The sequence below is a fragment of the Leptolyngbya sp. AN10 genome (assembly GCF_050565645.1).
Taxonomy (GTDB): domain Bacteria; phylum Cyanobacteriota; class Cyanobacteriia; order Leptolyngbyales; family Leptolyngbyaceae; genus Leptolyngbya.
Genome location: NZ_JBNXVP010000002.1, coordinates 147,231 through 170,823, shown reverse-complemented (window position 1 = coordinate 170,823; position 23,593 = coordinate 147,231). Strand labels below are relative to the sequence as shown.

General features: G+C 46.4%; 21 protein-coding genes. 6 read left to right on the top strand and 15 right to left on the bottom strand.

Translation table 11 applies throughout. From position 1 onward, the window contains the following. Positions 1-136: 136 nt before the first annotated feature. The 3 genes from ACQ4M5_RS03705 to ACQ4M5_RS03695 all read right to left on the bottom strand — a co-directional run bounded on the left by ACQ4M5_RS03705 (position 137) and on the right by ACQ4M5_RS03695 (position 4,722). Entirely contained in the window at positions 137-1,705 is a 1,569-nt protein-coding gene (locus tag ACQ4M5_RS03705; RefSeq protein ID WP_430674251.1) for an ArnT family glycosyltransferase, read from the bottom strand. Positions 1,706-1,710: 5 nt separating this feature from the next. Further along, positions 1,711-3,414 (bottom strand): glycosyltransferase family 39 protein, encoded by a 1,704-nt coding sequence (locus ACQ4M5_RS03700; protein WP_430674250.1) that lies wholly within the window; start codon positions 3,412-3,414, stop codon positions 1,711-1,713. A 405-nt stretch (positions 3,415-3,819) separates the two neighbouring features. Continuing rightward, positions 3,820-4,722: an alpha/beta fold hydrolase gene (locus tag ACQ4M5_RS03695; RefSeq protein WP_430674249.1), complete on the bottom strand. Its 903-nt coding sequence runs from the start codon at positions 4,720-4,722 to the stop codon at positions 3,820-3,822. Between the two features lie 113 nt (positions 4,723-4,835). Here ACQ4M5_RS03695 and ACQ4M5_RS03690 point away from each other — a divergent pair, with 113 nt between their 5' ends. After that, the gene (locus tag ACQ4M5_RS03690) at positions 4,836-5,393 is read left to right on the top strand and encodes a DUF3611 family protein (RefSeq protein WP_071837269.1); all 558 of its coding nucleotides are present in this window, start codon (positions 4,836-4,838) and stop codon (positions 5,391-5,393) included. Position 5,394: 1 nt separating this feature from the next. On the opposite strand, the gene ACQ4M5_RS03685 is transcribed toward ACQ4M5_RS03690, so the two are convergent. Both ACQ4M5_RS03685 and ACQ4M5_RS03680 read right to left on the bottom strand, forming a co-directional pair. Beyond that, positions 5,395-5,649: a DUF2949 domain-containing protein gene (locus tag ACQ4M5_RS03685; RefSeq protein ID WP_430674248.1), complete on the bottom strand. Its 255-nt coding sequence runs from the start codon at positions 5,647-5,649 to the stop codon at positions 5,395-5,397. Positions 5,650-5,855: 206 nt separating this feature from the next. Further along, on the bottom strand, positions 5,856-7,616 hold the full coding sequence (locus ACQ4M5_RS03680) for an ATP-binding protein (protein WP_430674247.1): 1,761 nt from the start codon (positions 7,614-7,616) through the stop codon (positions 5,856-5,858). A gap of 217 nt (positions 7,617-7,833) precedes the next feature. Between ACQ4M5_RS03680 and ACQ4M5_RS03675 the strand changes: the two genes are divergently transcribed. The 3 genes from ACQ4M5_RS03675 (at position 7,834) to ccmA (ending at position 11,272) form a co-directional block, all read left to right on the top strand. Continuing rightward, complete coding sequence (locus ACQ4M5_RS03675) at positions 7,834-9,483, top strand: alpha/beta hydrolase (protein WP_430674246.1); 1,650 nt, start codon at positions 7,834-7,836, stop codon at positions 9,481-9,483. Between the two features lie 4 nt (positions 9,484-9,487). Further along, entirely contained in the window at positions 9,488-10,339 is an 852-nt protein-coding gene (truB, locus tag ACQ4M5_RS03670; RefSeq protein ID WP_430674245.1) for a tRNA pseudouridine(55) synthase TruB, read from the top strand. Positions 10,340-10,420: 81 nt separating this feature from the next. Further along, on the top strand, positions 10,421-11,272 hold the full coding sequence (ccmA, locus tag ACQ4M5_RS03665) for a heme ABC exporter ATP-binding protein CcmA (RefSeq protein WP_430674244.1): 852 nt from the start codon (positions 10,421-10,423) through the stop codon (positions 11,270-11,272). 413 nt (positions 11,273-11,685) lie between these two features. Here the strand turns inward: ccmA and ACQ4M5_RS03660 are convergent, their stop codons facing one another. From ACQ4M5_RS03660 to ACQ4M5_RS03640, 5 genes are all read right to left on the bottom strand, one after another. Further along, positions 11,686-12,222 carry a YqeG family HAD IIIA-type phosphatase gene (locus tag ACQ4M5_RS03660; RefSeq protein ID WP_430674243.1) on the bottom strand — a complete coding sequence of 179 codons (537 nt, stop codon included), beginning with the start codon at positions 12,220-12,222 and terminating at the stop codon, positions 11,686-11,688. A gap of 189 nt (positions 12,223-12,411) precedes the next feature. Beyond that, a complete protein-coding gene (gene mltG / locus ACQ4M5_RS03655) occupies positions 12,412-13,512 on the bottom strand; it encodes an endolytic transglycosylase MltG (RefSeq protein ID WP_430674242.1) in 1,101 nt (366 codons plus the stop codon). Between the two features lie 216 nt (positions 13,513-13,728). After that, entirely contained in the window at positions 13,729-14,292 is a 564-nt protein-coding gene (locus ACQ4M5_RS03650; protein WP_430674241.1) for a DUF3727 domain-containing protein, read from the bottom strand. Positions 14,293-14,427: 135 nt separating this feature from the next. Then, positions 14,428-14,709 (bottom strand): type II toxin-antitoxin system RelE/ParE family toxin, encoded by a 282-nt coding sequence (locus ACQ4M5_RS03645; RefSeq protein WP_430674240.1) that lies wholly within the window; start codon positions 14,707-14,709, stop codon positions 14,428-14,430. Then, entirely contained in the window at positions 14,709-14,951 is a 243-nt protein-coding gene (locus ACQ4M5_RS03640) for a hypothetical protein (RefSeq protein WP_430674239.1), read from the bottom strand. Before ACQ4M5_RS03640 ends, ACQ4M5_RS03645 begins: the two co-directional genes overlap by 1 nt. 372 nt (positions 14,952-15,323) lie before the next feature. Between ACQ4M5_RS03640 and ACQ4M5_RS03635 the strand changes: the two genes are divergently transcribed. Beyond that, positions 15,324-15,770 (top strand): FTR1 family iron permease, encoded by a 447-nt coding sequence (locus ACQ4M5_RS03635; RefSeq protein ID WP_430674238.1) that lies wholly within the window; start codon positions 15,324-15,326, stop codon positions 15,768-15,770. A 71-nt stretch (positions 15,771-15,841) separates the two neighbouring features. Further along, complete coding sequence (locus tag ACQ4M5_RS03630) at positions 15,842-16,120, top strand: hypothetical protein (protein WP_430674237.1); 279 nt, start codon at positions 15,842-15,844, stop codon at positions 16,118-16,120. 22 nt (positions 16,121-16,142) lie between these two features. On the opposite strand, the gene ACQ4M5_RS03625 is transcribed toward ACQ4M5_RS03630, so the two are convergent. From ACQ4M5_RS03625 to ACQ4M5_RS03605, 5 genes are all read right to left on the bottom strand, one after another. Continuing rightward, positions 16,143-18,065 carry an ATP-binding protein gene (locus ACQ4M5_RS03625; RefSeq protein ID WP_430674236.1) on the bottom strand — a complete coding sequence of 641 codons (1,923 nt, stop codon included), beginning with the start codon at positions 18,063-18,065 and terminating at the stop codon, positions 16,143-16,145. Positions 18,066-18,126: 61 nt separating this feature from the next. Then, positions 18,127-19,335 (bottom strand): eCIS core domain-containing protein, encoded by a 1,209-nt coding sequence (locus ACQ4M5_RS03620; protein ID WP_430674235.1) that lies wholly within the window; start codon positions 19,333-19,335, stop codon positions 18,127-18,129. Between the two features lie 50 nt (positions 19,336-19,385). After that, positions 19,386-21,704, bottom strand: a complete 2,319-nt coding sequence (locus ACQ4M5_RS03615) for a tail fiber domain-containing protein (RefSeq protein ID WP_430674234.1) — start codon at positions 21,702-21,704, stop codon at positions 19,386-19,388. A 30-nt stretch (positions 21,705-21,734) separates the two neighbouring features. Beyond that, the gene (locus ACQ4M5_RS03610; protein ID WP_430674233.1) at positions 21,735-22,424 is read right to left on the bottom strand and encodes a phage tail protein I; all 690 of its coding nucleotides are present in this window, start codon (positions 22,422-22,424) and stop codon (positions 21,735-21,737) included. Further along, positions 22,421-23,593, bottom strand: coding sequence for a baseplate J/gp47 family protein (locus tag ACQ4M5_RS03605; protein ID WP_430674232.1), 1,173 nt, complete (start codon positions 23,591-23,593; stop codon positions 22,421-22,423). Before ACQ4M5_RS03605 ends, ACQ4M5_RS03610 begins: the two co-directional genes overlap by 4 nt.

Below are 23,593 nucleotides of genomic sequence, written 5' to 3'. Positions count from 1 at the left end.
TTCTGGCAGAATTCTATTCCATAAATGGTGAAATATCGGTGAAATCGCAAATAGAGATTTTCGTTTATTAGTAGTTTGAATAATTAGGCTAAATCGCTAAATCGACATATAAATTTAGCAACGTGTCATTCCTGACTCAGTACGGACGTGGGAACGGGTTCAAAAGATTCGTTCCTTGGAACACGTGAATACGATCGACGATCACGCCTCCCCGTTGCAGCGGAATTTCTCCCAACTTGGTGAATTTTTCAAAGTACGGTGCGAATTCTGCGGCGGAATCTTCGCGAGTCTGAAATTCGTCTGTAGTTATATAGAGCGCAGTTTTGCTAATCCATTGTTCTGCGGTTGACCAGTAAGCGAAGCCGCGTAAATCTTTGCGATCGAAACAAGTAATCGGAACTGAATCGATCGGCATGATTGACATTGCAATATGTCCAGCCAGATGGAATCGATTGCTGAAAACGAAATCCGCGTTTTTGAGAGCGGTGACTAATTCGGGCGATCGATTCAATTCTCGTCTCAGTTGCCCGACATCGATTAGCTGAATTGAAGCATCATTTTTAGGAGCAACGACACCACCAAGGATTGCATATTGACTCGGTTTTTGCAGGGTTCCAAGTACGATGTGGGACAAAGCAAGCAGCATTAAAGCGGTGACTGCGATCGTTGATCCATTCAGCCAGCGTTTGAGAGTTGTCGATCGCCAACGAGACGCATATAAACCGAGTAATGGCGTAACCGCAAAGAATCCCGGCATTGTCCAACCGGGTAGAATCTGCTGATAACCGCCAATGATCGTAAAAATGAGAAATACCGGAGCAGAATTCCAAAGAATGAATGAGTGAATAGAATTCGAGAACTTCGATCGAATAACCGCAATGATTTCTCGAATGCTGATGAACCAAAGTGGGAATCCAAACGTTGGAAATAAATATAGTGAAGCCATTAATGCAACGTTAAACGCGCTTGAAACGCTATAAGTGCGATCGGGAACGCTGCGATTTCCCTGAAACACGAACGAAACCCACTCGTGCTGGCTATTCCAATACAGTACAGGTGAGAATGCAATTAGAAATAGTAGGAAACTTAGAATTGTCCAAGGCGATCGGAACACTTTCCAATGCCGCCGACTGGTGAGACAAAATCCGAGCAATCCAAATCCGAGTAGAAATCCGTGATACTTTCCTAAACACGCTAAACCGACGAGCAAACCGATTAGAGCAATTCTGTACGTGGGCTTGTATTCGGAGTTTCGAGGGAAAAACTCGATCGCACCAACCCAAAGCGTTAACGCCCAAAAAAACATCAACGGCGAATCAGGGAGCGTAAACGTTCCAAAACCGAGTTGAAAGATGGGAATCACAGACGCGATCGCTAAAGTGATCAATCCCACGCGCACCGAGAATAAATAAACTGTTGCTCGATATAGAAAATACAACGTGAATGGAAACAGTAAGAGACTGCCCAGACGAATACTAAATTGAGTGACATCGCCCGTAAGCCAAATTCCGATCGCAGTCACTAGAGCAACTAATGGCGGATGATCAAAATAACTCAAGGCAGGATTCAGCGTGTAAATGTAGTAATACGCCTCATCAAATCCTGGAGGCAACCAGAACGCGATAAAACTACGAAACAAGAATCCTGCGAGTAGAATTGCAAGCACTTGTTGATTGGTTCGGTTACTCCACCATTTCGATCGCATAAGACTTATTTCACCGGGCGAATTGGAACCCGCACGAGTAGGTATTGACTATATTGTTGAAGCGGTTGGTACTGATTTAGTTTCAATCCCGTCCCCTGTAAGGCAGTCTGCGTTGTAATTAAGAGAATCGATCGGACTTTTCCTTCTTTTCGCAACTCTTGTAAATACGGTTGAATCAATCGAGTGCGATTAATAAAAGTGATCGGTTGACGAGTATAAAACACCAAACTCGGTTTCTCAAACGCATCAGTCCCCATCACGATCGGTTCATTCGGTTTTCGATCCTCGATCGTACCTGCGGCAATTTGACGAAGCGGCAGTTGTCGAACCGAATCAATTACGCCAACACCAGGAGTAATAAAAAAGAGAATAAATGCAGCAAAGGCAACGAGATTCACTGCCCAATACCAACGCAATCGTCGCTGGATTGCCAAAATTAATCCAGCGATCGCGGCTGTGATCCAAATTGATGCACCAATATGTTGTAATCCGGTTTGTTGCATTCTCAAACCTAAATTGGGCATCGCTGGATCACGATTGAGCCAATTCGGACTGTAAAAAATACAAATCCCAAGTGCGATCGAAATTGCAATGCTGAAATAGACAGTAAATTTAAGCCAATTCGATTGACGTGATTCTGAAAAATGATGCACAAACCACAATGTGACGAGAATCGCGGCTGCCGGATAGAGCGGTAACGTGTAAGTAATATATTTGGTAACAGCGATCGTAAAAAAGATCAATACAACTGCAAACCAGACCAGCGCAAACTTTCCAAAATGCTTGGATCGTTCTCTCTGCTTCCATTCCGATTGAGTTAAAACATAAGTAATTGCAGCAGGTAAACAGAGCGACCAAGGGAAAAATCCGCCCAACACAATCAGTAAATGGTAGTACCAAGGTCCCGAATGCTGATTCACGACATTCGTAAACCGCTCAACGTTATGCACTCCAAAGAATGACTCAATAAATGCATTCCCGTTTTGAATGTAAGCCAGCACATACCAAGGAACACTCACGAGCAAAAAGATTCCTGTTCCCCGAATCGGTTTCATCTCGCGCAGAACTTCGCGCAATTTCCCCGCCCAAAACAGAAACAAAAGCACGATCGCACTCGGCAATACAACTCCAACCGGACCTTTCGTTAAAACTGCCAATCCCATCAAGATATAAAACGCTCGATACCAGCCCCAACTCGATTCAACATAACCGAGAAAAAACGCCAGCAAAGATCCACCAAAACAGGCACTCAGCAGCATATCCGAGTAGCCCAATCGCCCAAAAAATAACGTAATTAAATTCAGAGCGACGATCGCTGATCCAAGATAAGGCGCAATCTTCGAGGGCACTAATCGCCGAATCGCATAGAAACAGAATCCGACTAGAGCCGTTCCCGCGATCGCAGAAGGCAACCGAGCCGCCCATTCATTCACCCCGATCGTCTTAAACCCGATCGCCATCAACCAATAAATCAGCGGTGGCTTATCAAACCGAGTCATCTGATTGAAGTACGGCGTAATCCAGTTCCCCGTCACCGTCATCTGTCGCGCCGCCTCAACGAACAGTGGCTCTGTTTCGTCCACCAATCCGATGCTGCCCAACTGATTAAAAAACGTAATTCCGCCCAACGCCAGCACCCAAACGATCGCAAAAACAAAGTCGAGGATTGTCGATCGTTTTTTCTCTGTCACGTCACTCTGATCGCTCATACGCTCAGCCCAAGATCAAACCATGCGGTAGTTTGACACGGAACGAGCCACTTGAAAAGCCGCAGTTAAGAGGGGGTTTGAAAAGCAATCGTTCCTCGCGTAAATCGCCCCTCGAATGGAATTCGGGGCTATCGGAACAAAGTCTGTTTTAACAGACTGAAGAACTTACTACAACGAGCTTTCAGTCCCCTTTAGGAGATTTATCGAAAACAAATTACCCGCTGTCTTCGGCTTCGCTCAGTCAGCTAGAGATCGCGCCCTGAGCGAAGCCGAAGGGCAGTCTTTCAAGCGGTAAGCTCTTTCGTAGAAATCTCCTTAGTGGACTTCACTCCGGTAGACCGTGATTTCCAATCACGGGCGGAACGCAACGAGAGCGAAGAATCTTCTCATACTTCTCAGATATTCCTAAGATAAAGACGATCGCAAAATCTCTCGAATCCGCGCTTCAACCGTCTCGGTTTTCTCTAACATCGATAAATGTCCGCAATCGGGAATTTCTAGAACATTATCAGCACAATCTCCAAACAGCGGGTGGAAACTGGCTAAATGCCGAACATATTTTGGCTCCATCACTGTGTCTTTCGCGCCAGCAATAAAATAGAGCGGCTGAGAGAGTCGCGCTACAACCTGCGGTAAACGATGCACTTCGGCTTCTGTCGTCGAATCTAAAAGTGTTCCGATCGCTGCTTCTGGATCAGCGCTGACAAAATCAATCACCCGTTGCCGACCCCACGATCGCTCGATCGCGCTCACCACATTTGCCCGCGTGAATACCAAATCTAAACAAGGCACTTGCGGCAACCATTTCGGGCGCAGTTTCACCATTTGTTGTCCTGCCGATCGAAACCGTTCAAACGCTTCTTTAAGATAAATTCCGCCGCCAGAATTCAGACAAATCACGCCTTGGATCTGTTCTGGCATTTGATCCGCTGCCCACAGTGCCACGTAGCCACCCAATGAATGCCCAATCAGCCATGCTTTAGAAATCTGTAGCTCTCTCAGCAGCATTCCTAAATCTCTGGCATAAGAGAGTAAGCTGTATTGCGCGATCGCGGTTTGAGTCGCGACTGCAACCGTTCCAGAGTCGTGCATCTTAGAAATTGGCGCGTTCCTCTGAGGCTGGGACTGACCAAAACCCCGCAAATCATAGGACAAACACTGATAATCACGAGACAATAGCTCGATCAAAGGTTGCCAATAATTGCGACTCAGCATCCAACCGTGGACGAAGACGAGAACTTCAGGATTTGAGGTGGGAGCCGTCAGATCGTAGACGTGGGACACTCCCGAAATAGGAAGATTAGGCATAATCCCATCCTACCGTAAGGGATGGTACGGTTAAATGTTCGCTGAAATACTCCCTACTTCAATCCAACTCAAATCGCTGTAAGCTGGATGTAGCTTCTGTGTGACTTGTTGCCATGACGAAATCCGACTCTCCGACTCTCCGAGAAATCGCCAGCACGTTTCGATTTGCAGGTTGGTTTAGCTTCTGGTTTCAGCTAGTACTGGCAATTATTTCTGCTGTGATTTTGCTGTTTGCATCGGTTTCGGTGCGGAATCCAGGTGGAAATAATCCAGGAACCGGAGTCGGAGTCGTGCTGACCATCTGCGGAATCGCGATTCTAGGGTTCAATATGTTCTGGTCGCTGACAAAATATGTCGCGATCGGGCGACGACTGAACGCAGAACCCGCAGCACGACCGAAAAAAGCGGAGGCGATTCAAACCATTCGGATCGGATTAACTGCCAGTCTGATTGGAACGTTTTTGGCACTCTTGGGGACGCAAGCGATCGTAGGGCTACTCGCAACAAAAGCATTGGGTCAAGGTGTCGGTGGATTCATCAATGTTGATCCAGCCAGGTTTATTCAACCGATCGATATTTTCATCGTTCAAGCCAGCGCTAACGTGATTTTGGCGCAGTTCGTAGCGATTTCGACTTCGCTCTGGCTATTGAACAAAATGAGCAAACAATAATTTAACGCGCCATCCAATCGAAAATCTGATTCAGTTGGTCGATCGAGACAAATCCATATCGCCATAACACCATCGGCAAAGTGCCACGCTCTTGTTCAGAGTGGCGCAGAGCGAGTTCAACTAATTCGTCGGGAACGGCTAACTCTTCTTTGAGATAGCGAATTAACTGCGAATCCGTCGGCTCACGCTCTCCTAACTCACTTGGCGGCGGATCACTGTGGATTTGCTCATTCGTTTCTGAAGATAAAACTGCCATTTAGACAACCTGTATAAGATAATTTGCTGAATTTCAGGGAGTTTATACTACCACTAAAAACTAGGGTAAGTATTGCACACAACTGAAAAATCATAGTTAAGAATTCTGTATTCATCGTTATAAGACTAAATCGCAGTTTCGATGTCGATCGAAAGTCGCAATCTAAGTCTTTATCCGTAAAAACACGGCTAATTTGAGCGATCGAGTTAATTAGATACGGATGCTTGATTTGAAGAGCGTGTCGGACAAATGGCGGAGACGGTCTTGACTAATTGTTCTGGTTCTACAGGTTTAGAAAGGTGTTGCTGGAATCCTGCTGCGATCGCTTGCTTCTGGTCATAGTCCCCGACATACGAAGTGAGCGCGATCGCAACGATACCGCCCCCTTTCTCTGGAGGAAGCGATCGAATTTTCTGAATCAGTTCGTATCCATTCGCTTGAGGCATTCCAATATCGCAAACGAGTACATCAGGAATTTCTTGGTCGATTGCCGCGATCGCAGCTTCGGCAGACTCGGCTGTTCTCACTTGCGATCCTGCTTCACTTAGAACAAATGCAGCATAGTCACGCGAATCGGCAGTGTCATCAACGATCAAAATTCGTAGTCCTTCTAAAGTCGAATTTCTCGAAGCAGAGGCTCGTTCGGGTGCATTGACCGGAACCGCTGCTCGGAGTGGCAATCTCACCGTGAAAGTCGCTCCAGTTCCTTCGCCCTTACTTTCCGCCACGATCGTGCCACCGTGAAGTTCGACAATTTGACGACTGATTGCCAGTCCCAATCCTAAACCTCCAAACCGGCGAGTATTGCTACTGTCTTCTTGCCAGAATCGATCGAAGACACACTCTAATACTTTTGGATTAATGCCCTTGCCGTTATCTCGAACAATGATTTTGGCGTGACTCGCATCTTCATTGGTTAGAGAGATTTCCACCTGTCCACCTTCAGGCGTAAATTTCACCGCATTCGAGAGCAAATTCCATATCACTTGTTGTAACCGTCCTGCATCTCCCAAGACCTGTCCGACTTCAGCTTCGAGTTTTGTTTCAATCTGAATTTGTTTCGCTTCTGCCGCCAGAGCAACGGTATCGATCGCAGATTTCACAACAGTCTTCAAATCCATTGCTGCCGTATTCAGCGTCAATTTCCCGCGCATAATACGAGAAATATCTAGTAGATCCTCAATTAACTGAGATTGCAATTTGGCATTTCGCTCGATCGTGTCGAGTGCCATTGTCGTTTTCTCTGAAGTCAGTAACTTTTTCTGTAGAAGCTTTGTCCAACCCAAAATCGGATTTAGCGGCGTTCTCAATTCATGAGACAAAACGGCGAGAAATTCATCTTTCACTCGATTCGCCACTTCAGCTTGTTCTCGTGCCCGTTGCTCTCGCTGCAAGGCTAATTCCCGCTCTTCCTGAATCCGTTTACGCTCGATGATTTCGGCTTGGAGTTGTTGATTTGTTTTCGTTAATTCTGCTGTGCGTTGGGCGACTAATTCCTCAAGCTGATCCTGATACCGTTTCAGTGCGGTTTCGGCTTGACGACGTTCCCCAATTTGGACTTGCAACGCTTGGTTTGCTAACTTCAATTGAGTTGGACTTGGAAGTGCGAGGGCTTTCGGGATTAAGGGATAAAGCTCGATCGCAGTCAGGACAGAAACCATTGCTGTAATCGCTTTGACCGTACCAGAAATCCAATAATCTGGATGCCACAATGTCCAAATGTCTAAAAGATGTCCCGTACCGCAGGAAACAATGAAAGCTCCGAACAACAGAAAAATCCAGTTAAATGGCAGATCCTCACGTTTTCGCACGAAGAATACGATCGCGAGCGGAATCGAATAGTAAGACAGTGCAATCAACGCATCGCCTGTGATGTGCAGCCAAACCAATCCAGTCTGCCAGAGATAACAATGCCCGTGAGGCATATAAGAGCTTGAATCAAAAAAACGACTCCAGAATTCGGTCATGATGCTGCGAATTGAAGGTTAAAACGGCTGGGCTTATACGATGATAGCGAGAGGCGTTGTCACCTGACTGTCTCTTAAAATGCCAATAAATAGACCTTAAAGCAGAGGTCTCAAGTTCGACTATTTGCCAAAAGACAGATTTCAATTTGGGATTTGTTGTCGCTCTCGGTTCTGTGCGTCAGAATGAGTCGGACAGAGAGAAATCGGTGAGCCAATCATGCGGCAGTCTAAAGGATGGAAATTTGCGCTTTCTGCGATCGTGACCGCACTGTCGATCGCGAGTTTTAGTCGTCCTGCGTCGAGTGCAGAGCGTGTCTTTCTGTCGTATGGCATTTTAGAGCGATCGATTTCTGTGTCTGCGCTTGAAACGTATGCTCGAACGGGCGAACTCGATAGCGATCTCTATGTCTATTCGCAGTATGTGAGTCCGCAACAACTTGAAACGTTACGAAGAGCATTGCTGACACGAGCGACGATTGATCCAATCGCAGTTTCACAATTTCTCTACACGCAGCAAGGTGAAATTCTCCTGCGCCGTTTGGGACAAGTCATTCAACCCGAATCACGTGATACCGGATTTTTCGCGATTCGAGGAGCATTAATTCTAGCTGCGGCTTCTCCAGAAGGATTAACACCGCTAAATGTTCTGCGGAAATTTCCCACTCGTGGATTGCGAGTCGATTTACAGCGGAGTTTGCAGATTGCAGATGATTTTGGCGATTTGATCAATCGAACCACTCGTGCCACACAAACGATCGCTGAACTGGCGCGGTTAGATAATACGACATTGCCTCCGATTGTTCCTGATCTAGCAGCCCGTGGACCCTTTGGATTTGAAAGGCAGAGTTTGAGACTTGTGGATCGATCGAGAGCGTTCGTTCAAGCATTAGGACGAGAGCGCGTTTTTCCGATGGATGTTTATCTGCCGTTTGCCCGTCGTCAGCCCTTACCTGCCTCGATTCCGGTGATCGTCATCTCGCATGGGTTGGGTTCCGATCGCGGTACATTTCGCTATCTTGCCGAACATTTGGCTTCTCATGGGTTTGCGGTCGCGGTTCCTGAACATCCAGGAAGTAATGCCAAGCAGCTTCAAGCTTTGGTGGCAGGTACGGTAAATGAAGTGACGAGTCCGAGTGAATTCGTCGATCGACCTTTAGATATCAAGTACGTTTTAGATGATCTTCAGCGCAGAGCGAGTTCTGATCCGCGTTACAGTCGCTTGAATCTCAAACAAGTCGGTGTAATTGGACAATCTTTTGGTGGCTATACTGCAATGGCACTGGCGGGAGCTTCGATCAACTTCCAACAATTACAGCAATCCTGTCAGCCTACGGAAATCGATCGAACGTTGAATCTTTCAATTCTTCTACAATGTCGTGCTTCTGGATTGCCTCCGATTAACTACAATTTGACCGATCCGCGTGTGAAAGCGATCATTGCAATCAATCCAATTTCGAGTAGTGTCTTTGGACAGGCTTCAATTGCTGACATTAATGTGCCAACCATGATCGTGGCGGGAAATGCAGATACAGTCGCGCCTGCGTTACCTGAACAAATTCAGCCATTTACTTGGTTGCAAACTCGCGATCGCTATTTAGCAGTCATCGATCGAGGAACACATTTCTCGGCTCTGCAAGAAGGCGATGCTCAGGGCGTTCCAGTTCCGCCTGAAGTGATTGGTCCGAGTCCAACTTTGGCGCGTCGTTATGTGAATGTGTTGAGTTTGGCGTTCTTTCAAACTTACATTGCAAATCGATCGAACTTCCGCCCGTTTTTGTCTGCGACTTATGCCCGCGACATTTCCCAGAATCCGTTACCGTTAAGTCTGATACAGTCATTGACTGTGGCGCAGTTGAATCAGGATTAAGCTTGTGGATGGGTTTCTAAATCTCAATAAACCGTTTGGGTTTACCTCGCATGATTGTGTGGCGAAGGTTCGACGGATTTATCAATTGAAAAAAGTGGGTCATGCGGGGACACTTGATCCAGCCGCGACGGGAGTTTTACCGATCGCATTAGGTCGTGCAACTCGATTGTTGCAATATCTCCGTCAGGATAAAGCGTATCAAGCCACAATTCGCTTTGGGGTAACAACTGCAACGGATGATTTGGAAGGCGAAATTCTCACACAGCAAGCGGTTCCAAATTTGAGCTTAGAACAAATTCAAGAAAAGTTACCGCTGTTTCAAGGTGTGATTCAGCAGATTCCACCGAACTATAGTGCGGTTCAAGTTCAAGGAAAACGATTATATGATTTAGCGCGATCGGGACAAGCGATCGAAGCTCCCATTCGCACTGTTGAGATTTTTAAGTTGCAGATTCTAGAGTTTCGCTCCGGTGATTTTCCAGAGCTTGATTTAGCGATCGCGTGTGGCAGCGGGACTTATATTCGCTCGATCGCCCGTGATTTGGGTGCAGAACTTGGAACCGGAGCGACTTTAGCAAAGCTACTCAGGACTGCAAGTAGTGGATTTGAATTGTCGGAAAGTTCATCGATCGAACAGCTTCCCGTCCCTTTGGTCGAACCTGAATCTGCATTGCTACATTTACCGGAAATCGTTCTAGAAAACGATTTGGCGCGTCGTTGGTGTCAAGGTCAGAAAATCGCACTGAATTCGGAGCAATTTGGAATTGTGCGCGTGAAGGATGAGCGATTTTTGGGAATTGGAGAAGTGCGATCGGACAATGTACTCGTTCCACAAATGGTGTACGAACCTGTTTGATCAGAACAATCATTCTTACTGTGTATAGAATTGGCGCAGTCTTGCGATAGTGTAAACAAAGATTGCGCGGAATTAAATCGAATGGTTGCTGCTGTTTCTCTTCAAAACGTTTACAAGGTTTACAACAAAGTCCCAGTCGTAGATGGACTGTCTTTTGAGATTCAAGCGGGCGAAATGTTCGGGCTATTGGGTCCGAATGGGGCAGGCAAATCGACCACGATTCGGATGTTAACGACCTTGACTAAGCCTTCTGATGGGCAAATTCAAGTGGCGGGATTCGATGTGGTCAATCAGCGATCGCTCGTCAAATCCCACATTGGTGTAGTGCTTCAGCAAATCAGCATCGATAGCGATCTAACCGTTTGGGAAAACATGGAATATCACGGACGCTTGCATCACATTCCAAATCCGCAGCGTCAGAAAGATATCAATGAAGCGCTCGAATATGTGGAATTAAGCGATCGACGAAATGATCCAGCCAAAACGCTCTCCGGTGGTATGAAACGCCGCCTTCAGATCGCTCGTGCTTTACTTCATAAACCTGAGATTCTTTTCCTAGATGAACCGACCGTCGGACTTGATCCGCAGACTCGTCGCCGCTTGTGGGAAATTATCCGCACGTTGAATCAGCAAGGAATGACGATGCTACTAACGACGCACTACATGGATGAAGTCGAATATTTATGCGATCGTATTGGCATTATGGATTCTGGCAAATTAATCTCGCTTGGAACGCTGGAAGAATTACGCCAGCAACATGGGAAAGGCATTCTGATGAAACAATCCGGTGAACATTGGGATTACAAATTTTTCCCGACGGTTGACGATGCCAATCATTATCTGGATCAGCTTTCAGATAAAACGGGAATGATGACTCGCCCCTCAAATTTGGAGGATATCTTTGTCGAACTGACTGGACGGAACCTGGATTAGAGCAAGTTCGATAGATTGTTCGTATGGTGGCATTTCCGGGAATCACCCCGTAAATCCGCCATTTCTAGTGTGTACACATAGGTCTCTTGCACTTCGTTGTGGTCAGATCGTGCCCCCTAAATCCCCCATTCTGGAGGACTTTGAGCCAGAGAAATTTCTAGAATTCCAAAGCACTTTCTATCTTCAAAGTCCCCCAAATTTGGGGGATTTAGGGGGCATTAGCCGACTAAAACGAAGCGAAAAGCTCCGTCGAATTAATTCCAAAAGCAAACTGCCAACCCGATTAGGAATTGGCAGTTCACCTAGTATTCACAGAGATTTATGGGTTAGAGCCTTTAAATTTGCTGGCTCCATTTGATCTGTAACTAGAATCTCAGATATCCTCTGGAAATCTTAATTCTCTAACCTTTTCTTTAGATTTGATGTTTGTGCGGAGTCAAAGTCGCGCCCAGTGCTTGAGACAGCCAAATCTCGATCGCATGAACCGGATATTTCCGCGCCACTTCCGCCGCCGGATCAACCATCGGTTGCACCAGAATCGTGAACATTCCTAACCGATTCCCCGCCAACACATCCGTAAATAAGCGATCGCCTACCATTCCCACTTGTTCAGGCGGTAAATTCATCGCTTCCACAGCCCGTCTTAGCTTGCGGCGCGAAGGCTTTCCTGCACCCGTAATGTAATACGGCACTTTCAGCACATCGGCAATGCGCTTAATCCGATTCTCGCTGATATTATTGCTCACGAGCCAAATTTGGGTAATCTCCCGAACTTGCTCAACCCACGGTAGAAGTTCCGCCGAAATTTGCGCTGTCGTAATGGGCACAAGGGTTTCATCCACATCCAGCACCAAACCGCGTAACCCACTTTGCTGAAGCAGTTCCGGTGTTAATCCAAGGATCGTCGTATCGAGAAGAAGATCGGGTTGAAGAAGTTTGCCCCAAGACATGGTGAAAGACTCGTGAGAGTGAACAATGAAAAAGCCTATTTATTAGGGTAAGCGCTGCATTTAGTTAAATCAATCACAATTTGACGTGCTGTGACAATTTGTTTATATCTTTACGAAAGTTTGCTCTAAACCTAAAGAACAGTCTAGAGCGATCGCGTCTCGAATTCGTAACTCAAAAATCACTGAAACCTATCGATTTTTTACGGGTTGTTCCTTTTGCGCTTGATTATCAATGCGATCGCGAATTTTCCCTTGCGCCGATTCGTGTTCTGCCAAGGTCCGACTAAACACATGAGAGCCATCGTACCGCGCCACGAAGTAGAGATAATCCGTCTGTTCCGGCTCTAAAGTGGCTTTGAGACTGGCAATTCCAGGAGCCGCGATCGGGGTCGGTGGCAATCCTGGAGTCACATAAGTGTTATACGGCGAAGGAGTCGCAACCTGAGCATAAGTTAAGGGATTCTCAGGTGTTTGCTGCACTCCAAGCGCATATTCGACCGTCGGATCAGATCCCAACGTCATATTCTTTTTCAACCGATTGTGGAACACGCCCGAAATCCGATTGCGCTCATCTGCAATCACCGCTTCTTTTTCGACAATGCTGGCAAGCGTCACCCATTGCAGCAGAGAAAGGTTCGTTTTGCCGCGATTCTGGTTATAAATCGGAAGCGCCACTTGCTCGAAACGGCTTAACATCTGACGGACAACTTGTTGAGGTGTAATCTCTGATCCGGCTTCAATCTGATACGTATCAGGATAAAGAAACCCTTCTAGGAAAGGCAGATTCGGAGGCAGCCAAGGATATTCCGCATTCGGAACTTGGCTCGCAGCATTGAGAAAATCTTGGGCTTTGAAAAATCCTTGTTTCTCGAAATAGTTTGCCATTTGCTTGAGCGACCAGCCTTCGGGAATGGTGAAACTGCGTTGCGCGACTTCGCCCTTCCAAATTTTTTCTGCGATCGCTTGCAAACTATCCCCGGTCGAAAGCTCATAATTCCCCGCCTGGAAGCCGCCATCGGGATTTTGCCACATCATCCACCGTGCCCAAACTTCCCAAGCTCTTGACGATCGAATTAATCCTGCCGCTTCTAATTCCTGACCAATTTGTTGAGCCGAAGTCCCTTGTGGGATTTGAATTAAAACTCGTTTCCCTTGATCTGAAGTGGTCTGTGCAATCGGAGAACTCGCAAAACTCCACCACGCTTGAGCACGCCAAGCAGACAGACCGAGTGCAGCCCCGACGAGAAACAGAAAGAACGATAACCTCGCAACACTTTTCGCGATTTTCATCTGAACTTAAGGTGAAGAACTAGCAAAAGTTTTTGCTCAGAACAAATGGTAACGAAGTTTGTGAATAAGTCAACCGATATAAAAATCAATCATGAATAAAATTTGCGATCGAGGGGATCACGACCAATTCAGGATTGTAGCTTCATTTTTAGATAAATAAAATATTTTTGGAGTCGGTTGAATTCGAGTATTCAAGTTTACCGACTCCAGATCGAACTATTCCATTTCATCAAAGAGTTGATCTTCGATCATGGGCAACATTGGCTCAATTTTCTTAAGCTCTTCTTGCGATAAAAGGTGCGGCGTTCCCTCGTCATCGAGTCGCGCCAAAATAAAATACGGATCAAGCGGGGTATAAATCGCGTATTCCTGTTCTTCGTGCCAGAAACTTGCCAAAAGCTGAAGTTCTTCCTGATCGTCATCCGAATCAGATTCGACTCCTGCCCAAGCTTCATCGTCGTCGAGATCCGGCAAATCGCCTTCCACCGTCAAGACGACAGCGGTTTGCTTCAGAGCCAAATTTTGCTCTTCTAACACGGCTTTTGCGATCGGAAATACTTGATTGAGTACTGCCTGATCTTCGACCAATACTGCTTCATCCTCGTCGCCATTTTCTTGCCAAGCGAAAATCTCGATCGGCGAGTCAACGGGAAGTAACAGCACATATTCTTGGTCTTCCACGTCCAAAGAATGCTCGATGAAGCAGGTGAGGGTTGAACCTGTTTCATCGGTCAGGGTTACGGTTGGAGCATCCATGCTGTTAATGCTGTCTTCGTCCATTGGACTCTCTCTATCTCAACTTACATAAAACGAATTTCAGAACGTACCGAGACCGAGAGTTCACGATCGCGGTTTGCCCTCCCAAAAGTATCTCGTAGAATGTGTACTTTTTCTCAAAGCAAAGCCGTCAAGCGTCTAATAAACCTCATCGTGCGATCCAAGCGTAAGGAGTAAAATTTCCTCGACTGCGGTTTCTGGATTCTCTACGAATTGAAAAATGATGCGATCGCTGTAATTAATCGAGCAAGACCAACAATTCGACAAGTCGCCTTTGAGCTTATGCGTTCCGAGCTTTGGATCGAACGGATCGATCGCAAGCTGTTCTAAGGTCTGCTCAATTTGTGTTTTCATTTGTGGATTTTGCCGCAATAATCGTTTTAACTTGCGGCTGAAAGCGTTACTCCAAACAAGCTCCATTAATCGTCTAACTCCGCCATCAGTTCGGCAACTGAACCACGACGAACTTGACCTTCTGCATAGGCTTGTCTTGCGTCGTGAACTTCCTGAACCAAATTTGCTCGACGTTGCTGGCTCAAGCGTTTTTCGACGATATCGATCAAAATCTCCTGCGCGTCAAGCGGTAATGCTTCTACAGTTTCGAGGGCTTTTTGGAATTCGGAAGTTTTGACGGTTTCTGATCGAACAGACTGTGTTTCCATAAAATCGCGTGAATGTCGATGAATGCGATCGTAAGAGATTTCGCTATCATAGACAAACTAACCAGTTCTGCAACCTAAGCAATGTGAAGAATCAGAGTAACGATGCTGAATGGTATTTGAACGATCGACGCACACGAAAATGGATCGTTCAGTGCGGACTCTGCCAAACTATTGGTTATTGCGCGGATGCTCCTGAACAGTTTTTTGGACGTACTCTCCTGATCAAGCATTTCAAACCGATGGCATTAGATGAAATGGGTGCTTGCGAGGATTGTAGAGAAAATCTGAAACAGCGTAGAAGTTAAACCATGATGCGCTGAATGCGATCGCGCTTCCTTCTAAAATGGTCGATAGTTCTTCTAATATACGAGTATGCTTTCGACGTTTGTAATCACGTTGCGAGAAGGAGTAGAAGCTGCGCTAGTGGTCGGGATTGTGCTGGCGTATTTGAGCAAATCGGGTCGATCGAGCCTCAATCCTTGGGTTTATGGTGGGATTGCTTTAGGCATTGTGGCGAGTGTTGCCGTTGGAATTGTGTTTATTTGGACATTGGGCAGCTTAGAAGCTTCTAATCAGGTTTATGCACCTGTGTTCAAACCGCTGCTAGAAGCGATTTTTGGATTAGTTGCGATCGCGCTTTTAAGCTGGATGCTGATCTGGATGACGAAGCAAGCGAAATCCCTTAAAGGTGAAGTCGAACGCGAAATTGATCAAGCAATGCAAACGAATGGCGCTTGGGGCGTGTTTGGATTGATCTTCTTTGCAGTGCTGCGAGAAGGGTTTGAATCACGCAAGAGGTCTAATCTACAAAAGCGCTAAGATCAACAAGATTGTTGTGATAGAAAGCTCTGATGATATCCAATTCTTTTAACCGTGATGAAAATAAAACGATGGTTCAAGACCATTTGAAACAAATCGCGCTTCAACTTGGACAGCCTCACGATACTGCCGCAATTCAGCAACTCTACGAATCGGCTGAAGCGCTAGTGAGTCAGCTTGATCCAGATCCGCTCACTCTGGCGCGACTGGCTGGCGTATTGCTCGTGTATCAATTACCTGATACCGATCGAGACGAAGTGAAATGGTTCAAATCTGAGGTACAAAACTGCGAAGATGTTGAAGCGATCGAAGATCTGATTGATTCGATTTCTCGACCTGATTCTCTGTGATTTCGGAGGCTCCCGATGCAATCTAATCTGAGTTGTATTGCAGATTCCAAATTTTGCCCATTTTCTGATATTCCCGTTGAGCGGCTTGCAAAAGATGCTCCATTGTGATTTTGTGCTCTGATGCAGCAGCTAAGAAAGCGGCTCTGGTGACAATGTTTTGAATCTCAGCGCCCGTAATCTCAAAGCATTGTGCGATCGTGTGAATATCGATATCAGAACTGCAAGGAATTCGGTTTAACAGGAGAGTTTCCCACAGCCGAGCGCGATCGCACAATTTAGGCGGCAAGAATTCGACAATAAACCGAATCCGACGGATGAAAGCAGGATCAATGTTGCTGTAAAAATTCGTGGTTAAGATTGCAAGACCTTGATACGCTTCTAGCTTTTGTAGAAGGTAGCTAATTTCTAGGTTGGCGTAACGATCGTGGGCATCTTTGATTTCCGATCGCTTGCCAAATAGAGCATCAGCCTCATCAAACAATAAAATAGCATTGGAGTGAGTTGCAGCCGTGAAAATTTGGTTCAGGTTTTTCTCAGTTTCACCAATGTATTTGCTTACAATTTGCGCGAGGTCGATGCGATAGAGATCGAGTTGCAGGTCTTGAGCAATCACTTCGGCTGCCATTGTTTTTCCGGTTCCTGGCGCACCAAAAAAGAGCGCGATCAGTCCTTGGCGAGTCGATCGACGTTGCCATTGTTCGACGATCGGACGATAGTGAATTTGGTTACAGAGTTCTTGTAAGAGTTGAGATTGAGCATCAGGCAGAACAAGATCTTCCCATGAGTACCTCAGTTCGACTTTTTGAGCTAGGGTCTTGAGGGCTTGACTGGACTGGGTACGAGCAGCAGCGAAAAGTTCTTGTGCAGTCGGTTCGCTGGATTGAAAAGCAGTGATTATCGCGTTTGAAATCTGTTGGGCTGTGCATTGAAAGCGATCGCTAAGTGCATCAAGATCCGCTTCAGAGATCGTGATTTTTGCAGTGGCGAGTTCGGTTTGCCAACAGGCTCGACGTTGAGCAAAGTCTAGTTCAGGAAAGACAATTGTGAACAGCGAGATCGCTTGTCCTGTCCAATGCCAAGGATCTTCTCCAGATAGAATGATCAATCCTGAATGTTGTGCGAGGGTTTGAATCCAATCAGGAGAAGCAGATTGTGGGAAGTCTTTGAGGTAGAGAACGGCGGATTGGAAGTAGGCTTCGCGGCAAAGGCGTTGTAGATTTGTTGTCTCATTCCAGGTGACCGCAATCAGGGGAGCTTGCTTGAGTGCAGCGATCGCTTCGGCGGTCTTGTGCTGGAGTGTACGATCGCGCCCTTGGAAATACAATCGCGTTGGTCGATCGACTAAAGTTCTCAGTCTATTTTGTACTTCCACAGTTAGCGGTAATGTTTTAAGCTGAGTGGTTGGATAGCTCAGTTGAACATTTGGAATGTCTGAATCGAGTCCAGGTTGTCCGAGCAGAAATCGCACGACTTGACTATCAAGCTGTAGTGTGTGAGCTAATAGAGTCGTGTTTGGATCTGCGACAAGATGTAGGAGTTGATGTTGGATGAGTGGTGCGGTACTGGCAAAATGAATTCGTCGATCGAGCTTTTCGACAGCATTAGCACAGAGTAAATTGAGTGCGAGATCGACGGTAGGACGATTGAGGCGAACATCGTCTTGTAAGTAGGCATATAAGCGATCGTAACGTCGATCGAGTTCGGGGGCGAGTGCGATCGCGATAATTTGTAGATCGAACTCGGATAGCTCAAAAATCTGCATCAGTTGAGCTATCCGAGAATCCGGAGCAATTGAATCAGCGATCGTTTTTGGAGATTCAGAGGGATCAGGGAGATCCAAAACATGCTGATAGCATTCTTTATCAGTAAGCGATTGCACAGCCTTCATCATCTTACCTAATTGTTGGTCTAAATTCGTTAGTAAAGGTAATATCTCACTTAACATAGGGTTAGGATCAACAGTATACACTTGATAAACCAGCTTTCAGAAATGACTACTATTTGCCTTACCAGAACTTAGGCGGGGGCGGGGCGGTTGTCATGTTTCTTGCAGCTATATCTGAATCTTTGAGATACTGAAGCAATTTACTTTTGTTTACTTTTCTACTAAGCGGACTCATCATTTTGGTGAGTGGTGCAAGCCGACTTGACTGATAATCATTAATCCGATTCTCTAAAATTGTATTTATAGGTAAAATCTGATTTGTAACCGGATCAGGCGCATTGTTGCCGGGGATAAAGAGTCCTTCCACTGTTTTCTCTACTTCCTCGCTCACTGAATCAAATACATTCGCTAATTGAACTTGACCCTGCGGAACAAGCCACATTGCAGCCCTTACATTCTGAATAATAGAAGCATCGACGTTGAGTGGAACTTCAGCGTTTGTATCGATGTAGCGAGTAAAGATTTTAGCTGCTTTTTCATAAGTTGGACGAAGTTTAAATTTCTCTATGTCATACAAAAACAAAATTGAGTCACCAGCATAAGGTAGAACTGACCACTTTAGAACAATATTAGCAGTATCATCTGACCGCAATTGTGCTTTAACATGATCGGCTGTACTAATGGTAACTCTTTGAATAGTTTGCCCAGTTCTTTCTGCTGATTGTTGTACTGTATGAGTTAGCTCGTGAGCAATCAACTGTTGTCCTTCCTGACTATTGGGTGCGTACTCACTCTGACGAAAGAACAAGTTCTGCCCTGTCGTAAATGCGCGGGCACTCAGGGCAGTGTTTAACTGATGTGCTTGCTCACCTGTATGTACCCGCACTTTACTAAAGTCCGCTCCTAACGCTTCTTCCATTGATTGACGCAAATTTCCCGGCAAGGGTTGACCTCCGCCCTGTGAATGCTGAATGCTTTGCTGAATTTCAGTAGAAACTGGAATTCCACTCGTTGAAGCTGATGTAGTTTGATGCCCGATCAAGGGCGCGATCGCATCAGGATGATTCACCGATCGCACTGCCGCCTCTGCCATTCGATCGGCTTCTTGTTCGTGAATATCTCCGGGTTGTCCTAAAGTCAGCTTTGCCTGTACCCGCATGGGTGACTTTAGCTCGTGCGAGAGTCCGCGAAAGGTTGGTTTCGCTAGAGGTCGAGTTGAGTGCGATCGCTCACTTTGATGATTGAGATCAGATTGTTCTGGCTCAGTCGATCGAGCTTTAGAAGGTTGAGCCGTTTTGTCTTTGGGTTGATGGGTGTGATGCGCTTTCATGTTGGCTTCTGGGTTAGATAGAGTTTTCGAGATGGACAACGATCGCGGTTCTAGTCTTTCTTCAATTGTTCAATCTGTTGTTTTAAAGACTGATTCTCTAGTTTGAGGTCTTCAAACATCTGCTTCAGTTCGAGAATTCCCTGAACCAGTACCGCATTTAGCTGAGACAGATTGACTCGCTTGTATCCATCATCACCTTTCGAGACCCAATCGGGAAACACTTGTTCCAAATCCTGAGCAATGAACCCACTTTGTGAGGCTGACAAAGAGTGCTTGAGTTGAGACCGATAGTGCAAAAAGTCAGCATCATGTTGCTCATCCCGAAGCGGGTACTGTTCAAATTTCTGATCTAGCTCCTTCAAGAAATAATCAGGATCAGTCCAAGCAAAAGTCACAGGTTTCAATTTACATAACTGAGCTAAGGCATCCCCAATCGGCTGAATGTTCTTCTTTAGGTTCAGATCAGAAGGCTTAGCTAGAGCAGTATCAGGGGTATAGCCACCCTCCTGCCTCCACCATTTGTCGTTACCTTTGTCGTCTTTACCTGCGCCTGAATTGGCGAGCCAAAATCTCTTTTTTGAAATGATATTTCCGTCTACATACAGATCACCAACGATGTGCGTTTTCCATTCGGGATTTATCGTTCCGATTCCGACATTGCCAGATGGCATCAATGCAATATGATCCGTGATATCATCCACAAGCTGATTGACACCGTCAGCAATATCATTACCAACACCCAATTCCAGGACTGTTCCTTCTTTTGTACCCGGTCGAGCATAGTAGCGTAACCAAGCAACATCACCAGTGCCCCCTTTAGGATTTGGCGTAAACGTAATGCCTTTTGCGGTACCTGCTGGCACGATTTCGCGACCAGCACTATCCTTGCCGAGAATGGGATCCTCTTTCCCGGATGTGACGACGATTCCGCCTCCGGTCATTGTAAGCCCTGCTTCCAGCGTGGCACTGTTCGCCATCACGCTCCCATTTACCTTCAAATTACCTCCGCTGACTTCGAGCCGCTCAGTCGGAGAGGTCGTTCCAATTCCCACACTGCCAGACGGCATCAAGGCAATGTGATCTGTAGCATCATTGGCAGTACCCAGTTCCAGGACTGTTTGTTCTCCTGTCTTTGATGGAACATAGTAGCGTAACCAAGCAACATCACCAGTGCCAATGCCAGGATTTGGCGTAAACGTAATGCCTTTTGCGGTTTCTGCTGAGACCGTTGCCCCGGCAGCATTGCGGAGAATAGTCTCCTCTTTCCCGGATGTGACGATTATGCCGCCTCCGGTCATTGTGAGTCCTTTCAGCGTGGCACTGTTCGCTGCCACGTTCTCGCTCACCGTGGCATTGTTCGCCATCACGCTCCCGTTTACCTTCAGATTACCTCCGCTAACTTCAAGCCGCTCAGTCGGAGATTGTGTTCCAATTCCCACAGTACCATTCTGCTGAACGGTAAGCTGCCAAGCGTTGCCATTCCAAAGTCCTAGCTTGTTGATCGAGTGTCCGCCAATGAAGCGATCGTTAGCGATGTGAAGTCCACCGTCATTGTTCGCAGATTTCAACCGACCATTCACAAGCAGGTCAACGTTGGTTCCCCCTTGACCCATGACGTGTAATCGAGTCTCAGGCGATAGCGTGCCAATTCCTAAGTTGCCGTTGAGGGTTAAATTGCCACTGAAAATCGCTCGATCGCTGTTTCCGTCTCCGGCTGAACGAAGCGTGAGCGGTTTGCCTGTGGGAACTGGAAGCTGCAAGCCAGAATATTGACGCACGGTTGGGTCAACGCTCACACCATCCTTGGTAATCGTTAATTTTGCCAGTGGAATGCTGTTGGAGGGAGGACGATCGAGCGGGACAATCTCAATCTGCGGACACTCCTCAAACCGAGTATGACCCCCTTCTTCGGAATCAGCTTCTTGTTCAGCAAACGATACGAAAACGATCAGTTCCGTCTTTTCATTCGGTTGCTTGGTACTTAAAGATTCAACATCGAGTTCAAAATAATCTTGCTGCTGGCGCAACATTTGCTGCTTGTTGTAGGTTAATTTCTGATCGAGCAGAATCTGTTGTCCGGTTGGGTCGATCGCACTTCCTGGATAGAGTTGTACTCTGTACTTTAGCGATCCTTTTTGCATGGTTAAACCATCAAGAATGCCAGCAACAAACAGCGATCGAGCAGGACGACGGGCGCGATCGATGTGATATTGCTGATCTTCGACAAAATCTTGAACTTTGAGATACTGCCCATCAAAATACCGCACTCGCTTACTGACATAAGGCGGCTGCTCATAGTTCACGATGTCGCCCATCGACTGATCATTTTTGTCGATCGCTGGATTAGATTTAGATTTTGGATCGGGCATTAGATTATCCTCTCAGAGTGTTAATTGAAGTTAGTCAGTTGTCGTTGTCGAACCTAAAACGGTGTTATTGAGATGGTCTTTACGATTACCAATTCGCAGTAGATTCTTTTTCAACTCAGTTCCAGACAATCCTTTTTGCCTTAAATATTGCTCAGAAACAAGCTGCATCGTGGGCATTAGAATGCGTAGCCCATAGTAAGTATGCGCGGGTTTCTCTTGATTGATAATCGCTCTTGCAACGCGCTGCTTCGTGTTGAACTGCTCCAAATCGCGACTGGCTAGCTTTAACTGCACTTGGAAATAATGAGCAGGTTGATCAAACTCATCAATTCTGACCGCCTCATCCGCACCAAGATAAATTTTCAGCAGTTGTTCTAGACCTGCCTTAGTTCCTCGCAGGCGATACAGTTCAACCATGCGGCGAATTAACTCACGCTTCGATTGATCTGACCAATCTTCTCGCAGCGTTAGTCCCACCCAATTCGCCAGCCAAGGCAGGAATTCTTCGGGCGCTCGATCTGGATTTGGATCAAAATTGAGGTGTAACTGGCTAATCGAGTCTTCAAGGCTGCGTGGATTGGGAAGATTCGCCGGTCGATCGAGATCGGTAGCAGCAGGTAATCCCGATAGTATCTTTTCAAACGCCAGTAAAAACTTTCCTAGCGTTTCATCTGCTTGGAGCAGACTGGGAAGATAGGTGACATAACGACTGGTGTTCATACAAATCGCACCCCCTTGAATTCAAGCGTTGAATCTTCTACCGCGATAAGTTCATCGGGTTGAAGTTCAATTCGCGTTAGGCTCGTAACTTTGCCACCTGGTAGCGTTTGAGCAGGTAAGTTCACATCTCGATCGAAGGTCAGTTTACCAACCGTAGAGTCAATTTGATCAATCGAGACCCGATCTTGCTTATTGTTTGCTTCAATTCGTACCACATCCCCGATCGCAAATCGAGAGACATCATCAATGATCATTTCACGAACTGTTCCTCGAACGATCGAGGAGGTGACTGCCCCTGATCCTTGAATCATTAGCTCGTCAATGTAGTCAATGCCAGGAATTTGATCGAGAAGCGCATACACATCCGCAATGTAGAGACTCCGCCCGAATGGATAGCCTTTTCCTTCCCAGTAAGCACCAGACGAAATCGGATCAAAGTAACTGACAAGAGCTTGCTTTGCTGCTTGAATGACCGTTGCGCGATCGCTGCCATCTTGTAGAATCAATTGTCCTTGAATCTTCACAGGTACATAAGTCGGCGCAACGATATGATGGCGGGTAGTTAGCAGGCGGCGATCATCGAGCCAACAATATAGCGATCGCTGCAAGGCTTCAGATAGCACTTTCGCATCATCACCAGCAGGAATCACGACTAAACTAATATGTCCTGGTGCTGGCGTAGTACGGCTCTTTTCTAGATTGAAGTTCGGAACACATTCAACCCGCTGAATATTTGGCAAGGTTGAGTCTGGTTTTTCGGTACGCCAGTTGTCTAAAACTAATTGCTCAAAGTCTTCACAGGTCACAGCCCGATACCGTTGCCGCATCTGACTAAGCGTTGTGCGAATGCGTTGTTGAAGTGCATTATGCCGCGCTTGCGGATCTGCAATATGGGGCAATTGTTCGTCCACGAATTTCAGCAAATCTCCCCGCTGTTTCTCGCTGGTTTGCAACAATGTCAGAAAGGTTTTATAGCTCTCATCGGTAATTTGATTCGTTCGATAGAGCGTCATTTCAGTAAGCCAAGCGAACAATTCAATCAGAATGATGCCGCTATCGGTTGGATTGTGATCCGTCCATTCTGGACATTCGATCGGAATGCGTCTAATGGCTTCTGCCACTAAATCAGCATAAGTTCGATCGTCAAGATTAGGTAAGGGAAGTGCCAT

Bases quoted from the DNA above. Each gene is read 5' to 3' on its own strand.
- ACQ4M5_RS03615 (WP_430674234.1), bottom strand. From the start codon at position 21,704: ATGCCCGATCCAAAATCTAAATCTAATCCAGCGATCGACAAAAATGAT.
- ACQ4M5_RS03690 (WP_071837269.1), top strand. From the start codon at position 4,836: ATGACGAAATCCGACTCTCCGACTCTCCGAGAAATCGCCAGCACGTTT.
- ACQ4M5_RS03610 (WP_430674233.1), bottom strand. From the start codon at position 22,424: ATGAACACCAGTCGTTATGTCACCTATCTTCCCAGTCTGCTCCAAGCA.
- ACQ4M5_RS03685 (WP_430674248.1), bottom strand. From the start codon at position 5,649: ATGGCAGTTTTATCTTCAGAAACGAATGAGCAAATCCACAGTGATCCG.
- ACQ4M5_RS03625 (WP_430674236.1), bottom strand. From the start codon at position 18,065: ATGTTAAGTGAGATATTACCTTTACTAACGAATTTAGACCAACAATTA.
- mltG (WP_430674242.1), bottom strand. From the start codon at position 13,512: ATGAAAATCGCGAAAAGTGTTGCGAGGTTATCGTTCTTTCTGTTTCTC.
- ccmA (WP_430674244.1), top strand. From the start codon at position 10,421: ATGGTTGCTGCTGTTTCTCTTCAAAACGTTTACAAGGTTTACAACAAA.
- ACQ4M5_RS03675 (WP_430674246.1), top strand. From the start codon at position 7,834: ATGCGGCAGTCTAAAGGATGGAAATTTGCGCTTTCTGCGATCGTGACC.
- ACQ4M5_RS03640 (WP_430674239.1), bottom strand. From the start codon at position 14,951: ATGGAAACACAGTCTGTTCGATCAGAAACCGTCAAAACTTCCGAATTC.
- ACQ4M5_RS03700 (WP_430674250.1), bottom strand. From the start codon at position 3,414: ATGAGCGATCAGAGTGACGTGACAGAGAAAAAACGATCGACAATCCTC.
- ACQ4M5_RS03645 (WP_430674240.1), bottom strand. From the start codon at position 14,709: ATGGAGCTTGTTTGGAGTAACGCTTTCAGCCGCAAGTTAAAACGATTA.
- ACQ4M5_RS03650 (WP_430674241.1), bottom strand. From the start codon at position 14,292: ATGGACGAAGACAGCATTAACAGCATGGATGCTCCAACCGTAACCCTG.
- ACQ4M5_RS03695 (WP_430674249.1), bottom strand. From the start codon at position 4,722: ATGCCTAATCTTCCTATTTCGGGAGTGTCCCACGTCTACGATCTGACG.
- ACQ4M5_RS03620 (WP_430674235.1), bottom strand. From the start codon at position 19,335: ATGAAAGCGCATCACACCCATCAACCCAAAGACAAAACGGCTCAACCT.
- ACQ4M5_RS03680 (WP_430674247.1), bottom strand. From the start codon at position 7,616: ATGACCGAATTCTGGAGTCGTTTTTTTGATTCAAGCTCTTATATGCCT.
- ACQ4M5_RS03635 (WP_430674238.1), top strand. From the start codon at position 15,324: ATGCTTTCGACGTTTGTAATCACGTTGCGAGAAGGAGTAGAAGCTGCG.
- ACQ4M5_RS03630 (WP_430674237.1), top strand. From the start codon at position 15,842: ATGGTTCAAGACCATTTGAAACAAATCGCGCTTCAACTTGGACAGCCT.
- ACQ4M5_RS03605 (WP_430674232.1), bottom strand. From the start codon at position 23,593: ATGGCACTTCCCTTACCTAATCTTGACGATCGAACTTATGCTGATTTA.
- ACQ4M5_RS03660 (WP_430674243.1), bottom strand. From the start codon at position 12,222: ATGTCTTGGGGCAAACTTCTTCAACCCGATCTTCTTCTCGATACGACG.
- ACQ4M5_RS03705 (WP_430674251.1), bottom strand. From the start codon at position 1,705: ATGCGATCGAAATGGTGGAGTAACCGAACCAATCAACAAGTGCTTGCA.